Source organism: Planotetraspora phitsanulokensis (assembly GCF_016863295.1).
Taxonomy (GTDB): Bacteria; Actinomycetota; Actinomycetes; order Streptosporangiales; family Streptosporangiaceae; genus Planotetraspora; species Planotetraspora phitsanulokensis.
In genome coordinates this window covers 141,398-154,301 of record NZ_BOOP01000004.1, presented here as the reverse complement: position 1 = coordinate 154,301, position 12,904 = coordinate 141,398, and the positions used below count along the sequence as shown (strand labels likewise).

Genomic DNA, 12,904 nt, shown 5'->3' with positions numbered 1-12,904 from the left:
GGGCGGTTTAATGCTGCCGTAATTGCACACTGCGTGATCGCGAAACAACCGACGGTCAGCCTGGCTTCATGAGCGAAGCGCACGGTGCCGATCGGGCCCGCACCCCGGACGAGGTCTCCGCGTCATGGAAGCGCGAGGCCGTGGAACTGGCGGTGCTGTTCATGACAGTGGGGCTGGCCCATCTGCTCGCCATTCTCCTCGGTCACACCGACCCCGGTCCGATGGTGCTGGTGGGCCTGGGGGTAGCGGTGATCGCGGGCGCCTTCGTCCACAAACGGCTGAGCGCGCGGCGCGGGCGCGTCCGCCTTCCCCGCGAGACGCGCGACGTTGCTGAGGACCGGCCCATGAGCCTGTGGCGCATCCGCACCCGCGTGGTCGACAGGCCGGGCCGGCTGGCCGACCTCGCCGGCGCGTTCGCCGGCCTGCGCTGCAACGTCCTCGCTCTGCACATCGCGGCCACCGGCGGGAGCGCCGTGTCGCCCTCCGGATGCGACGCCCTCGACGAGTTCGTGATCGAGGCGCCCGCCGGCCTCAGCATGCGGGACCTGGGGGCGGCCGTCGGCGGGGCCGGAGGGCTCGACACGGTGATCGTGCGCGCTCATGTGGAGGATCTGGTCGATCCCGGGGTCCAGGCACTGGTCCTGGCGCATCGCGTCAGCGAGGATCCGGATCGGCTGCCCGAGGCGATGGCGAAGTTGTTGCGCGCACCCGCGGTCCACTGGCGGCGTCCCGGCGACACCGTCGATGGCGCGGGGGAACGCGGGACGACCCTGGTCGTGTCCGTCCATCCGGAACGCGCGCTCCTGGTGAGCCGCCCGGCGCTGCCGTTCACGCCGACGGAGGCGGCGAGGGCGGCCGCGCTGGCCGCGTCCGCCAAGCGGCGGCGCTATCACTCCGGCGGCGTGCCCGGCCGTCCCGCCGGCGAATAGAACGCCCGTAGTTCGTCCGCCGTGCGTAGGGTCTCAGGATCGACCGCAGGTCTCGGGGCAGAACTTGACCTCGGGGTAGCGGGATGACGGCTTCTCCAGGAGGGACTGTCGCTGTGACTTCAGGTGCTGGTCGAGGAAGGCGGCCACGTAGGTGCGGGTGAGCTCTGCGCCACGGGCCGCGGGCAGGGTGCCGGGTAGGGGCTTGATGGCGAGGGCGTCCGCCATCAGTGGGCTGTCGGTGAAGGACTGGTGTTCGGCGCCCGTCAGGACGAGCCAGCGCTTCCATCCGGTCAGCAGCTTCCAGTCGCGGTCCCAGGAGTTGTCGCGCCCGCCGGGAAGGTGCTGCTCCGTGCCCATGAACAGGAACGGCTTGGAGAACCCGGTCTTGGGGATGCGGGCGTAGGTGGTGCCGTCCAGGTCGATTCCGGCGCGTACCCGGGGGTCCTGCACCATGGCGGCCAGGGCGGCGGCCCCGCCGATCGACTGGCCCACCATCGCAATGCGGGACCGGTCGATCAGGCGGGAACCGTCCCACACCGAGGGCAACCGGTCGAGCACGAAGGAGACGTCGGCGACCCGGCCCTGGACCGCCCACGTGCCGAAGCCGGGGTCGGTGTCGCTGTCGCAGGCGAGGCATTCGGCGACCCGTCCATCGGAGAGGGTGGTGGCGTAGCTCTCGTAGGTGTGGTCGATCCCGGCCACGACATAGCCTCGGCTGGCCAGGTCCTCGGCCAGGGAGGTGAGTGTGCTCATCGGCTTGGTGAAGCCGGGGGAGAGCACCACCAGGGGAAACTTTCGTCCCGTGGGTGCGGCGTCCTGGACGGCGTTCGTGCGGGTCTTGCTCAGCGTGTCGTACGGCGCGCTCGCGATCCCCGAGCCCTTCATCAGGAGCTCCGACTCCTTGGGTGTCATGTACGGAGCACGTTGCCCGTCGCGCTGCTCGGTCGGGTACCACAGGGTGACCTTGAGCTCCCTGGCGTCGACGTCGAGGTTCCAGGGGTCGGGGCGGGAGGTGTCCGTCAGATACAGAACGGTGGTGCCGACCGGACGGTCACCGGTAGGCGCGGGCAGGGTGGTGGGGCCGGTCGGTGTGACCGGCGGGGCGTCGGACCGGGGCGGTGCCGGGGTGGAGCAGGCGGACGCGGTCAGGACGACGGCCAGTCCCGCGGCGATGACCAGGATCTGTCTCATGGGGATCCGTTCACTTGTGCAGCAGGGTCAGGGCCTCGGCCAGCGCGGGGTCGCGCCCGGCGGCCGCGTCCTGCGGGGTCAGGGGCACGTAGTGGTCGGGCGGCACGCCGATCCGGTCGATCACCTCGCGATCGGGCCCCAGGTGGTGCCTGTTGGGGAAGCCCAGGACGGTGTTGTTGGCGAGCAGGTAGGACTGCGCCGGGCCGGAGATCACGCCGGCGGTTCTGGTGCCCACCAACTGGCCGAGGTGCAGGTCCTTGACCGCGGAGCTGACGTGCTCGCAGGCCGAGACGCAGCCGTGGTCGATGAGCACGACCAGCGGCAGGTGGAGCAGTTCGACGGTGTCGTCGGTCCGCGCGGTCGCGCATCTGTTGTCCACGGTGCACTGGTAGGCGGTGATCTTGCCGTGGACGAACGCGCTCAGCAGCCGGATCGCCTCCACAGGGCTGCCGCCGCCGTTGCCGCGCAGGTCCAGCACGACCCCGGTGAGGGTCCGGCCGGTGCGCAGCCGGGAGATCGCCTTGAGAACCCTGTTCGCGGAGTCGGGCGCGAATCCGGTCATCCGTACGTAGGCGACGTCGTCGTTCAGCAGCTTCGACCTCACCACTTGCAAGGCGGCCAGGTCTCGCTGGTAGAGGCCGGGCTTGAGCGTGACCGTCCAGCGGCGGCCGGTGGTCTGCCGCAGGAGCCGCAACTCGACCGGGCGCGCCTCGGGATACGTCGGATAGAGCGCGGCGATCGCGGGGGTGACCTTGCCGTCGACGAAGGGCGCCGAGCCGTTGACCGCTTCGATGACGTCCCCCGGGTGCAGTCCGGCGGCCCGCGCCGCGCCGCCGAGCACGGTGGTGACGAACAGCGGAGCGAGGGCGACGCGGGGGCTGCTGCCGTCCGTCTGCGAGCTGCTGACGTTCGCCTGGAGACCCAGGCCGTAGCCGTCGCCGTCGTAGTAGTCGAGCGGCCGTGCGTCATCGTGCGTCCATCGGGCGTGGTTGTCGCCGAGGGCGGCCACGATGGCCTCGAGGGTTGCGACGGCCAGCTTGTCACGCAGGTCGGGGACCTGATCGGTGATCTTCCGGTAGGCGGTCGCGAAGGCGGCCCAGTCGGCTTTCCGGTCGCCGGTCAGCGCCGGCATGGTCGCGTCGGGCACGTCGCGCCCGTCGCGGTTGAGTTCCTGGGTCAGGGCGAGGAATCCGGCGGTCAGCAGCGTGCGGGCGTCCAGCGTCGGGCCGCTGTAGTAGTTGCCGAGGATGCAGAAGTACGCCTGCTCGATGACGTCGATCGTGGTGGCCGTCTCGGTCCCGAGAGGTCCCTGGGGGTGCGCGCAGGCCGTTGCGCCCGCCGTGCTCGCCTGGCTGCGCGGCGGCGTCGGTGCCGTGCAGGCCGCCGCCAGGAGGAGGGCAAGCCCGGCGGCCGCGGTCCTGATGATGGTCATGAAAGGCGTCTCCGGACCCACCAGAAGGACAACCACGTGAGGCCGAGGGTGAGCAGGGCGTAGATCCCGGTCTCGATCCACTGGAAGGGCCAGAAGCGGTCGAGGGGCTGGTAGGTCGCCTGCTGCCGGTAGCCGAGCCGGTTGATCTCGGCCCAGCACGCGTCCAAGCCGTGTGGTACCGCCTCCTGCGGCGCGCAGGGTCCCGACGTCACGGAGACGGGGACGGGCGCTTCTTCGCCGGTGCCGGCGATCGTACGTCCGGACGGATCGAGGAGGTCGCCGGACAGGACCCAGGCGCCCGCGTTGCCGGGAACGGCCGCCCGCAAGGATAGGTACACAGGTCCGCCCCCCTGCCCCTCTACGTGGATGCCGCCCCCGTTCACGTTGCCGATCTCGAAGGTCGAGGTGACCGGGGGCATCAGGTGGGGCCGGACCAGCATCGGCATCGCGATCTGGATCGCGGCGAACGCGGCCAGGGTGAGGGCCATGGCGGGCAGCGTGCGGCGCACCAGCATGCCCACGGCGACGCCCAGGACGAAGGCGAAGGCCGCATACCCCATCGGGACGATGCCACGCGCGCCGAACACCGGGGGAGCCATCTGGGCCAAGTCTGCAAAGGCCGACTTGTCCAGGGGGTCGGACCACCACGTCACCGCGAGGCCGCACACGCAGGCGGCGGCAACGGCCGCCAGGCCGGTGAGCCCGAGCTTGACCGCCAGCCAGCGGCCGCGGGTGACGCTCTGGTTCCACACCAGCAGGTGCGTGCCCGCCTCCAGCTCGCGGGAGATCAACGGGGCTCCCCAGAAGAGCCCGACCATAGCGGGCAGGGCCAGCACGACAAGGCTGACGGCCAGGAAAGGGAGCTGATGTCCGTCGAAGAAGCGGTCGAAGAACTGGTCGCAGGTGTTGTCCGGGGTGCAGTCGGCGATCCCGGTGGCGTATTGGGAGGCCAGGTCCGGGCCGGTGAGGGCGAGCACGACGGTGAGGATGACGAGTACGGCGGCCGTCATCACGGCCGAGCCGCGGAACTGCCGCCAGGTGAGCCAGATCATCGCTGCACCTCCACGGCGGCCCGCCGGTTCTCCGCGGGCTTTTCCATGTAGGCGAGGACGAGGTCTTCCAGACTGAGCCGGCTGACCGTCCAGGCGGGATCGTGGATCGGGGCCTCGGTACGGACCACGAACGTGCTCTGCCGATCGGTGTGGCTGACGGAGATCACTCGCTGGTCGGCGGGGAGCCGAACGGGATCGCGGCGCGGACCGGTGAGGCGGTGATGGGTGGCCAGCAGCCTGTCGACCTTCCCGGCCATCCGGACGCGGGAGTCGACGAGGACGATCAGGTAGTTGCTGACCTTTTCCAGGTCGGAGACCAGGTGGGAGGAGAGCACCACGCTGAGCTCGTGCGTGATGACGGCCTCCGTCAGCCCCTGCAGGAAATCCCGGCGGGCCAGAGGGTCGAGTGAGGCCACCGGCTCGTCCGTGATCAGCAGTTCGGGCCGCTTGGCCAGGCCCAGGGTGAGGGCGAGCTGGGCGCGCTGGCCGCCCGACAGCTTGCCCGCGCGGTGCGCGGGGTCGAGGCCGAACTGCGTGATGCGCTCCCGTGCAAGCGCGGCGTCCCAGCGGGGGTTGAGCCGGGCGCCTAATCGCAGGTGTTCGGCGACGGTCAGTGCCGCGTAGAGCGGGGTGTCCTGGGCGACGAACCCGACCCTGGCCAGTTGCGCGGGCGTGCTCCCGGGCCGCTCGCCGAGCACCGTGATGCCGCCCGTCGTCGGTTGGAGCTGACCGCCGGCCAGCTTCAGCAGTGTGGTCTTGCCGGCGCCGTTGGGGCCCACCAGCCCGACGACGTGGCCGGCCGGGATGTCGATGGTGCAGTCGCTCAGCGCCCAGCGCTTGCCGTACCTCTTGCCCAGTGCCTGGGCCTGTAGAGCAGAAGTCACGCTGTGTCCTCCTGAGAGGTGGTCCGAAAGGTGGTCATGAACAGCGCCGCGATGCCTTCATCGAGGTCGCGGCTTCAGAGCGGCGTGATGGCGGGAACGAAACTAGGCGCCGCCCTTGCCGGTGCGCGTCGGCCGTCATGCCGAGATCGCGTACCTCCTGAGAACGAAGGGCCGTCAGGTCATCCCTGCGATGTACTCCCCAAGACCATGAGCCCCGTCACAACGGCCGATGCGTGATGGACAGGCAGGCGGTGACAATGTGCCGGTGGAAACCGGTGAACGACTGCCGTGGTGGCGGCATGTGCTCGACCTGGACAGCCGGCTGGACTACCCGGACCGGCGCGGCGTCCGGGAGACGCCGGGGCTGAGCAGCGAAGGACCTCCACGGCTGTCTCGTAGAGCACTCGCCGCCGACGTGGTGGTCGCGATCGTCCTGACGGTCATCGCGGTGACCGTATCGGTGAGCTATTCCGTGAACGACTCTGATGCGGATCGGTCCCAAGTGATCGAATACTTCCGGCTCCAACCTGCTCCGCCGCCCCCGGCGCCGGTTCCTGATCTCCCGCCCGCTCCTGATCCCCCGACCGGCCACCCACCACCTCCTCGCGTCCTGCCCGACGTCCCATCCCGACCTCCTGGCAACCCGTCCGGCGACGCGTCTGCCCAGCCTCGGCCCTACGACCCGCCCGTGTTCCTTGTGGCGCTGACGGCGTTGCCGCTGGCGGCGCGGCGCCGGTACCCGCTCATCACCTTCTGGGTGGTGCTGGCCGCGGCGCTGGCCACCCACGCGGGTGCGACCTGGATCACCGTGCTGACCTGTGCCGTCGCCGCGTACGGTGCCGTCGCCTACAGCCGTAACCGGCTCCTGGCCATGGGTGGCCTCGTGCTCGCGGCCGTGCTCGCTGGGAGCGCTTTCCGGGACGTCGCGCCTGGGCTGCCGAATTGGATGGGGCCGTTCGTCGTCCTGCTGAGCGTCGGCGTCTTCGGGAGCTTCGTCCGTTTCTGGCGGAGACAGCTGGGAGCCAGCCGGCATCGGCTCGCCGAGCTGCAGCAGGCGCAGGCGGACGCCATGCGCAGGGCCGTCGCGGAGGAGCGCTCCCGGATCGCCGCCGAGCTCCACGATGTGGTGACCCACAATGTCAGCGTGATGGTGATCCAGGCCGGTGCGGCCCGCAAGGTCATGGACGTGGAACCGGAGCAGTCGAAGCAGGCTCTGCTCGCGATCGAGTCCGGCGGCCGGGCCGCCATGGCCGAACTGCGCAACGTCATGGGCCTGCTCGCAGGCCCGGGCGGCGAGCGTCTCGACGGGCCTTCCGACGGCCTCGAACCCCAACCCGGGCTCGACCAGCTCGACGCCCTGGTGGAGCGGGTCCGCGCCGCCGGCGTGCCGGTGAGCGTCGAGGTGTCGCCGCCGGAGCCGCTGCCTCCCGGGATCGACCTCGCCGCCTACCGCGTCGTACAGGAGGCCCTCACCAACACGATCAAGCACGCGGCCGGGGCCGCCGCGTCGGTGACGATCGGTCATGACGGCGACTGGCTGGAGATCGAGGTGACCGACACCGGCGGGACACGGAGCGCCTGGCCGCGGACCGGCGACGGCAGGGGGCTGATCGGGTTGCGCGAGCGGCTCGCCGTCTACGGTGGGACTCTGGACGCCGGACGGACTGTCGGGGGCGGATTCCGGATCAAGGCCCGCGTCCCATGGAGGACGACATGACCGAGCGGTTGCGCGCCGTCATCGCCGACGACCAGGCACTGGTACGCACGGGATTCCGCATGATCCTCACCGCCGACGGCATCGAAGTGGCGGCCGAGGCCGCCAACGGGGACGAAGCCGTCGCCGCGGTCCGCCGTACCAGGCCCGACGTCGTGCTCATGGACATCCGGATGCCGCAGATGGACGGCCTCGAAGCCACCCGGCGGATCCTCGCGGGCGGCGCCGAGGACACCCGCGTGCTGATCCTGACCACCTACGACCTCGACCACTACGTGTACGCCGCGCTCGCAGCGGGGGCGAGCGGGTTCCTGCTCAAGGACGTCACACCCGAACACCTGGTGGCCGCGGTACGCATGGTGCGCTCCGGCGACGCCCTGCTCGCGCCCACCATCACCCGCCGCCTGGTCGAACGTTTCGCCCTCCGCGACAACGTGAAGCCCGCCCTCCACCGCGATCTGTCCGAGCTGACGCCACGGGAACTGGACGTGCTGCGCCTGCTCGCCACCGGCCTGAGCAACGCCGAACTCGCCGACCGGCTGACCCTCAGCGTGGCCACGGTGAAGACCCACGTCGCGCGCATCCTGTCCAAGCTCGGCCTGCGTGACCGTGTGCAAGCCGTGGTGGTCGCCTACGAGACCGGCCTGATCTCCCCCGGCGGCACCGGCTGACCTGGCCCGGTCTCCGTCTGTGCTCGTGCTCTATCGTGCACATACGGCAGATCCGACTCCGTCAACTGAATCGGAGGAACACCTCCAGTGACCCATACAGTGACGAACTGGGCGGGCAACGTCGCATTCCGCGCGGAGCGCGTCGAACGTCCCGCCTCTCTGGACGAACTGCGCGGACTGGTCGCGCGGAGCCCGAAGGTCCGTGTGCTGGGCAGCGGGCACTCGTTCAACGACATCGCCGACTCGTCCGGGTCGCTGGTCGCGCTCGACGGCCTGCCGGCCGACGTGGAGATCGACAGCGCCTCCGCGACCGTCAAGATCGCCGCGAGTGTGCGCTACGCCGAACTCGGCCGCCGCCTGCACGAGAAGGGCTGGGCCGTACCCAATCTCGCGTCCCTGCCGCACATCTCCGTCGCCGGATCCTGCGCGACGGGCACGCACGGCTCGGGGAACGCCAACGGGGGCCTCGCCACCGCGGTCGCGGCGATCGAGATGGTCACCGCCGACGGCGACCTCGTCACGTTGAGCCGGGACGCGGACGGGGACCGCTTCCCCGGAGCCGTCGTGGCGCTCGGCGCGCTCGGCGCCGTCGTCACGATGACGCTGGACATCGTCCCCGCCTTCGAGGTGCGGCAGCACGTCTATGAGGGGCTCGCGGGCGAGGTCGTGGACGAGCATTTCGAGGACGTCGTCTCCTCGGCCTACAGCGTGAGCCTGTTCACCGACTGGCGGTCGTCCCGGATCAACCAGGTATGGGTGAAGGAGCGCGTCGAGGGGGAGGGGAACGCGCCCGCGCCGAGCCTGTTCGGGGCCACGCCCGCGGACGGCCCGCGGCACCCCGTTCCCGGTGTGGCGGCCGACGCCTGCACGACCCAGATGGGCGTCCCCGGGCCCTGGTTCGAGCGCCTTCCGCACTTCCGGCCCGACTTCACCCCGAGCAGCGGCGAGGAGTTGCAGGCGGAGTACCTGATGCCCCGGCGGCACGCCGTCGCGGCGCTGCACGCGCTGGACGACATCCGGGACCGGATCGCCGCCGTCCTGCAGATCTCGGAGATCCGCACCGTCGCGGCCGACGACCTGTGGCTGAGCCCCTCCTACGGGCGTGACACCGTGGCCTTTCATTTCACGTGGGTCAAGGACACGGAGGCGGTGCTCCCCGTGCTCGCCATGATCGAGGAGCGGCTGGCGCCCTTCGACCCCAGGCCGCACTGGGGCAAGCTCTTCACCGTGGCGCTGGAGGTCCTGCGGTCCCGTTACGACCGGATGGACGACTTCCGCGCGCTCGCCTGCGCGCTCGACCCCGCGGGCGTCTTCGCCAACGAGTTCGTCGGCAGGTACATCCTCGGCGTCTGAGGCCGTCCGGTCTCGTCCTGCTGCTCCTCGCCTCTGATCAGGTGAGGAGCAGCACCTCATTTGCTATACACATCAGGTATACACCGCATGTATAGTCACGAGGCATGTCGATCGGACAGACCCTGCTGGGCCTTCTCGAGGAGGGTCCCAGCCACGGATACGACCTGAAGCGGGCGTACGACGATCGGTTCGGGCACTCCCGGCCGCTGCACTACGGCCAGGTCTACGCGACGTTGTCGCGACTGCTGAAGGACGGCCTCGTCGAACTCGACGCCGTCGAGCCCGGGGAGGGGCCGGAGCGCAAGCGCTACGCCGTCACCTCCGCGGGGGTCACCGACGTGGAGCGCTGGCTCTCCACCCCGGAGAAGCCCGAGCCGTACCTGCAGAACACGCTGTACACCAAGGTGGTGCTCGCCGTGCTGACCGGCCGGTCGGCGGCCGACCTGCTCGACGTGCAGCGGGCCGAGCACCTGCGCCTCATGCGTGAGCTGACCCGCCGTAAGACCGCGGGTGACCTCGCCGAGCAGCTCATCTGCGACCACGCGCTCTTCCATCTCGAGGCCGACCTGCGCTGGCTGGAGCTGACGGCCGCACGGCTCGACGAGCTCGCGAAGACGGTGCGGGCATGACCGCCGCGCCGCTGCTCACCGCGGAGGACCTGCACAAGTCCTACGGGCCCACCGCGGCGCTGGACGGCGCCTCGCTGGCCGTGAGCGCGGGGGAGATCGTCGCGATCATGGGGCCGTCCGGGTCGGGCAAGTCGACCCTGCTGCACTGCCTCGCGGGCATCGTGCGGCCGGACTCCGGTCGCGTGCGCTATGAAGGCCGGGAGGTCCAGGCGATGTCCGACGCCGAGCGCAGCGCGCTTCGGCGTACCCGGTTCGGCTTCGTCTTCCAGTTCGGCCAGCTCGTCCCGGAGCTCACCTGCCTGGAGAACGTGGCCCTCCCACTGCGCATGGAACGGGTCCGCCGCCGCGAGGCGGAGAGCCGCGCCGCCGAATGGCTGGAGCGCCTGGAGGTGGCCGATGTCGCGGACAAGCGGCCCGGGGAGGCGTCCGGAGGCCAGGGCCAGCGGGTGGCCGTCGCCCGGGCGCTCGTCACCGGCCCGAGGGTGATCTTCGCGGACGAGCCGACCGGCGCCCTGGACTCGCTCAACGGCGAACGCGTGATGCGGCTGCTGACCGCGGCGGCCCGCGACACCCGTGCCGCCGTGGTGCTGGTCACGCACGAGCCACGCGTCGCGGGCTACTCCGACCGCGAGGTCGTGGTGCGCGACGGCCGCACACGTGACCTGGAGCGCACGCTGTGAGCGCCCGGCACGAACCCGGGGACGGGCGCGGCGCGTCTCACGGCGGCAGCGCCGTTCTGCACGATGTGCTGCTCGGCGCCCGGTTCGCGTTCACCGGTGGCCGCGACGGCTGGACCCGGACGGTCCTCACCGCGCTCGGCGTGGGCATCGGCGTGGCGCTGCTCCTGCTGGCCGCCGCGGTGCCGGGCGCGTTGCAGGCCAGGGACGTGAGGAACGACGCACGCACCGACTACGGGATCGGCGAGATTCCCGCGTCTGATCGCACGGTGCTCGTCGGGACCGCCGACACGGTCTTCCGCGACAGCCAGGTGCGGGGGCGCGTCCTGCGCGCGGAGGGGCCGAGGGCGCCGGTTCCGCCGGGTGTCCCGGCGATTCCCGGGCCCGGCGAAGCGGTCGTCTCCCCGGCGTTGCAGGAGGTGCTCGCCTCGCCGGACGGTCCCCTGTTCGCCCCGCGGCTCGGTGGCGCGCGGGTCGTCGGGATGATCGCGCCTGCGGGCCTCACCGGGCCGGGTGAGCTCGCGTACTACCTGGGCAGTGACACGCTGACCGCCGACCGGGCGACCAGACTCGACGCCTTCGGCTCCTTCCCCACGGAGCGGGAGGGGCTCGGTCCGCTGCTCACCCTCCTCGTTGTGATCATCTTCGTGGTGCTGCTGTTGCCCACCGGGGTCTTCCTCGCCGCCGCGGTGCGGTTCGGCGGCGAACGCCGTGACCGGCGGCTGGCGGCGCTCCGGCTGATCGGAGCCGACCTCCGGATGACTCGGCGGATCGCCGCGGGCGAGGCGACGGCGGGGGCGGTCCTCGGCCTCGCCGCCGGCGCGGCGTTCTTCCTCGCCGGGCGGCAGATCGTCCCGCTGGTCACCCTCTGGGACATCAGCGTGTACGCCGGGGACGTGCGCCCCAACCTCCCGCTGGTCACGGCGATCGCGGTGGCCGTGCCGCTGGTCGCGGTCGTGGTGAGCCTCATCGCGTTGCGAGGGGTCTCCGTCGAGCCGCTCGGCGTCGCACGGCGGGCGGCCACGGCCCGCCGGCGGCTCTGGTGGCGGCTGATCCTGCCCGGGGCCGGCCTCGTCCTGCTCGTGCCGATGATCGGCGGCTTCGACGGGAGCGCGGTCGCCGGCCAGTACCAGGCCGCGGCGGGGGCCGTCCTGTTACTGGTCGGCGCGGTGGCCCTGCTGCCCTGGCTGATCGACCTGGTCGTACGGCCTCTGCGGGGCGGGCCGGTCGCCTGGCAGCTCGCCGTGCGCCGGCTCCAGTTCGACAGCGCGACATCGGCCCGGCTGGTCAACGGGATCGCGGTCGCGGTCGCGGGCACCATCGGCCTGCAGATGTTGTTCGCGGGGGTGCAGAGCAGGTCGGTCACCTCGACGGGTGAGAACACCGCGCGGGCGCAGGCGGTGGTCCGCACCCAGGTGTCCGCCGGGGCGTCCGCGGGCATCGAGGAGACCGTGGCCCGGCTGCGCGCCACCCCGGGCGTGACCGGAGCCGCGGGGACGCTCACGGACACGGTGAACGGGAAACCGCCCGCGGACGGGGCCCCGCCGCCGGTCGCCGATCTCCGGATCGGCGACTGCTCCGCACTGGCCGAGTTCGCCCACCTCGGCGAGTGCTCCGACGGGGAGGTCTTCCTCGTCCACGCAGGCCCAGGCGATCCGTCCGGCGAGGCCGCCTTCCGCCCCGGATCCCGGGTGACCTCGGTCGACGGCGGCCCGGCGTGGACGGTGCCGTCCGGCGCCAGGACGGTGCCGGCGCGTCAGGACGCTCCCATCTCGTCCTCCGAGTCCATCCTGGTCACCCCCGGCGTCATCGACACGGGTCGCCGGTCCGGGCTCGTCGCCATGACGTTCGTCAGCCTCGCGCCGCACGATCCCGACGCGGTGGAGCGGCTGCGGAACACGGCCGCGCGGATCGACCCGCTCGGCTCGGTCGGCGTCCTGTCCGCCACCGAGGTGGCGAGGAGGTTCGACGGCATCCGGCGCGGTCTCTACGTCGGGATCGTGGTGACCCTGCTGTTGATCGCCGCGAGCATGCTGGTCGGAGTCCTGGAACAGCTCAGGGAACGGCGCAGGCTGCTGGCCATGCTGGTCGCCGTCGGCGTCCGCCGCGGTTCGCTGACCTGGTCGGTGCTCTGGCAGACCGTCGTTCCGGTCCTGGTCGGTCTGGCCCTCGCGGTGTGCTTCGGACTCGGCCTCGGGATCGTCCTGCTCCGCATGGTCAGCGTGGAGGTCTCCGTCAGCTGGCCGGCGGTCGGCTGGTCGGCCGGCCTCGGCGCGGCCGTGGTGCTGCTGGTGACCGGGCTGAGCCTGCCGACACTGTGGCGGCTGACCCGGCCGGAGGGGCTGCGCACGGAATAGCCCTTGACGGTTGGG

The 12,904-nt window shown here is 71.4% G+C and carries 11 protein-coding genes; 7 read left to right on the top strand and 4 right to left on the bottom strand.

What is annotated here, in order from left to right; genetic code table 11:
- The first annotated feature begins 68 nt into the window (after window positions 1–68).
- A complete protein-coding gene (locus Pph01_RS06355; RefSeq protein WP_204072013.1) occupies window positions 69–929 on the top strand; it encodes an ACT domain-containing protein in 861 nt (286 codons plus the stop codon).
- A 33-nt stretch (window positions 930–962) separates the two neighbouring features.
- Here the strand turns inward: Pph01_RS06355 and Pph01_RS06350 are convergent, their stop codons facing one another.
- From Pph01_RS06350 to Pph01_RS06335, 4 genes are read right to left on the bottom strand one after another with little or no spacing between them, the layout of a single operon-like run.
- A complete protein-coding gene (locus tag Pph01_RS06350) occupies window positions 963–2,120 on the bottom strand; it encodes an alpha/beta hydrolase family protein (RefSeq protein ID WP_204072012.1) in 1,158 nt (385 codons plus the stop codon).
- 10 nt (window positions 2,121–2,130) lie between these two features.
- Complete coding sequence (locus Pph01_RS06345; RefSeq protein ID WP_204072011.1) at window positions 2,131–3,552, bottom strand: S41 family peptidase; 1,422 nt, start codon at window positions 3,550–3,552, stop codon at window positions 2,131–2,133.
- A complete protein-coding gene (locus Pph01_RS06340; protein ID WP_204072010.1) occupies window positions 3,549–4,604 on the bottom strand; it encodes an ABC-2 membrane transporter-related protein in 1,056 nt (351 codons plus the stop codon). Before Pph01_RS06340 ends, Pph01_RS06345 begins: the two co-directional genes overlap by 4 nt.
- Window positions 4,601–5,488, bottom strand: coding sequence for an ABC transporter ATP-binding protein (locus tag Pph01_RS06335; RefSeq protein ID WP_204072009.1), 888 nt, complete (start codon window positions 5,486–5,488; stop codon window positions 4,601–4,603). The genes Pph01_RS06340 and Pph01_RS06335 overlap by 4 nt, the downstream gene beginning before the upstream one ends.
- 265 nt (window positions 5,489–5,753) lie before the next feature.
- On the opposite strand from Pph01_RS06335, the gene Pph01_RS06330 reads away from it, so the two are divergent.
- The 6 genes from Pph01_RS06330 (at window position 5,754) to Pph01_RS06305 (ending at window position 12,889) form a co-directional block, all read left to right on the top strand.
- Window positions 5,754–7,205, top strand: a complete 1,452-nt coding sequence (locus tag Pph01_RS06330; RefSeq protein ID WP_239116474.1) for a sensor histidine kinase — start codon at window positions 5,754–5,756, stop codon at window positions 7,203–7,205.
- Window positions 7,202–7,873: a response regulator gene (locus tag Pph01_RS06325; protein WP_204072008.1), complete on the top strand. Its 672-nt coding sequence runs from the start codon at window positions 7,202–7,204 to the stop codon at window positions 7,871–7,873. The genes Pph01_RS06330 and Pph01_RS06325 overlap by 4 nt, the downstream gene beginning before the upstream one ends.
- 87 nt (window positions 7,874–7,960) lie before the next feature.
- Window positions 7,961–9,226, top strand: a complete 1,266-nt coding sequence (locus Pph01_RS06320) for a D-arabinono-1,4-lactone oxidase (protein ID WP_204072007.1) — start codon at window positions 7,961–7,963, stop codon at window positions 9,224–9,226.
- Between the two features lie 104 nt (window positions 9,227–9,330).
- Window positions 9,331–9,855 carry a PadR family transcriptional regulator gene (locus Pph01_RS06315; protein ID WP_204072006.1) on the top strand — a complete coding sequence of 175 codons (525 nt, stop codon included), beginning with the start codon at window positions 9,331–9,333 and terminating at the stop codon, window positions 9,853–9,855.
- Entirely contained in the window at window positions 9,852–10,535 is a 684-nt protein-coding gene (locus tag Pph01_RS06310) for an ABC transporter ATP-binding protein (protein WP_204072005.1), read from the top strand. The genes Pph01_RS06315 and Pph01_RS06310 overlap by 4 nt, the downstream gene beginning before the upstream one ends.
- Window positions 10,532–12,889 (top strand): ABC transporter permease, encoded by a 2,358-nt coding sequence (locus tag Pph01_RS06305; RefSeq protein WP_204072004.1) that lies wholly within the window; start codon window positions 10,532–10,534, stop codon window positions 12,887–12,889. The genes Pph01_RS06310 and Pph01_RS06305 overlap by 4 nt, the downstream gene beginning before the upstream one ends.
- The last annotated feature ends 15 nt before the right edge of the window (window positions 12,890–12,904 follow it).

Coding starts and splice junctions, on each gene's coding strand:
- Pph01_RS06355 (WP_204072013.1), top strand. CDS start 69: ATGAGCGAAGCGCACGGTGCCGATCGGGCCCGCACCCCGGACGAGGTC.
- Pph01_RS06350 (WP_204072012.1), bottom strand. CDS start 2,120: ATGAGACAGATCCTGGTCATCGCCGCGGGACTGGCCGTCGTCCTGACC.
- Pph01_RS06345 (WP_204072011.1), bottom strand. CDS start 3,552: ATGACCATCATCAGGACCGCGGCCGCCGGGCTTGCCCTCCTCCTGGCG.
- Pph01_RS06340 (WP_204072010.1), bottom strand. CDS start 4,604: ATGATCTGGCTCACCTGGCGGCAGTTCCGCGGCTCGGCCGTGATGACG.
- Pph01_RS06325 (WP_204072008.1), top strand. CDS start 7,202: ATGACCGAGCGGTTGCGCGCCGTCATCGCCGACGACCAGGCACTGGTA.
- Pph01_RS06315 (WP_204072006.1), top strand. CDS start 9,331: ATGTCGATCGGACAGACCCTGCTGGGCCTTCTCGAGGAGGGTCCCAGC.
- Pph01_RS06310 (WP_204072005.1), top strand. CDS start 9,852: ATGACCGCCGCGCCGCTGCTCACCGCGGAGGACCTGCACAAGTCCTAC.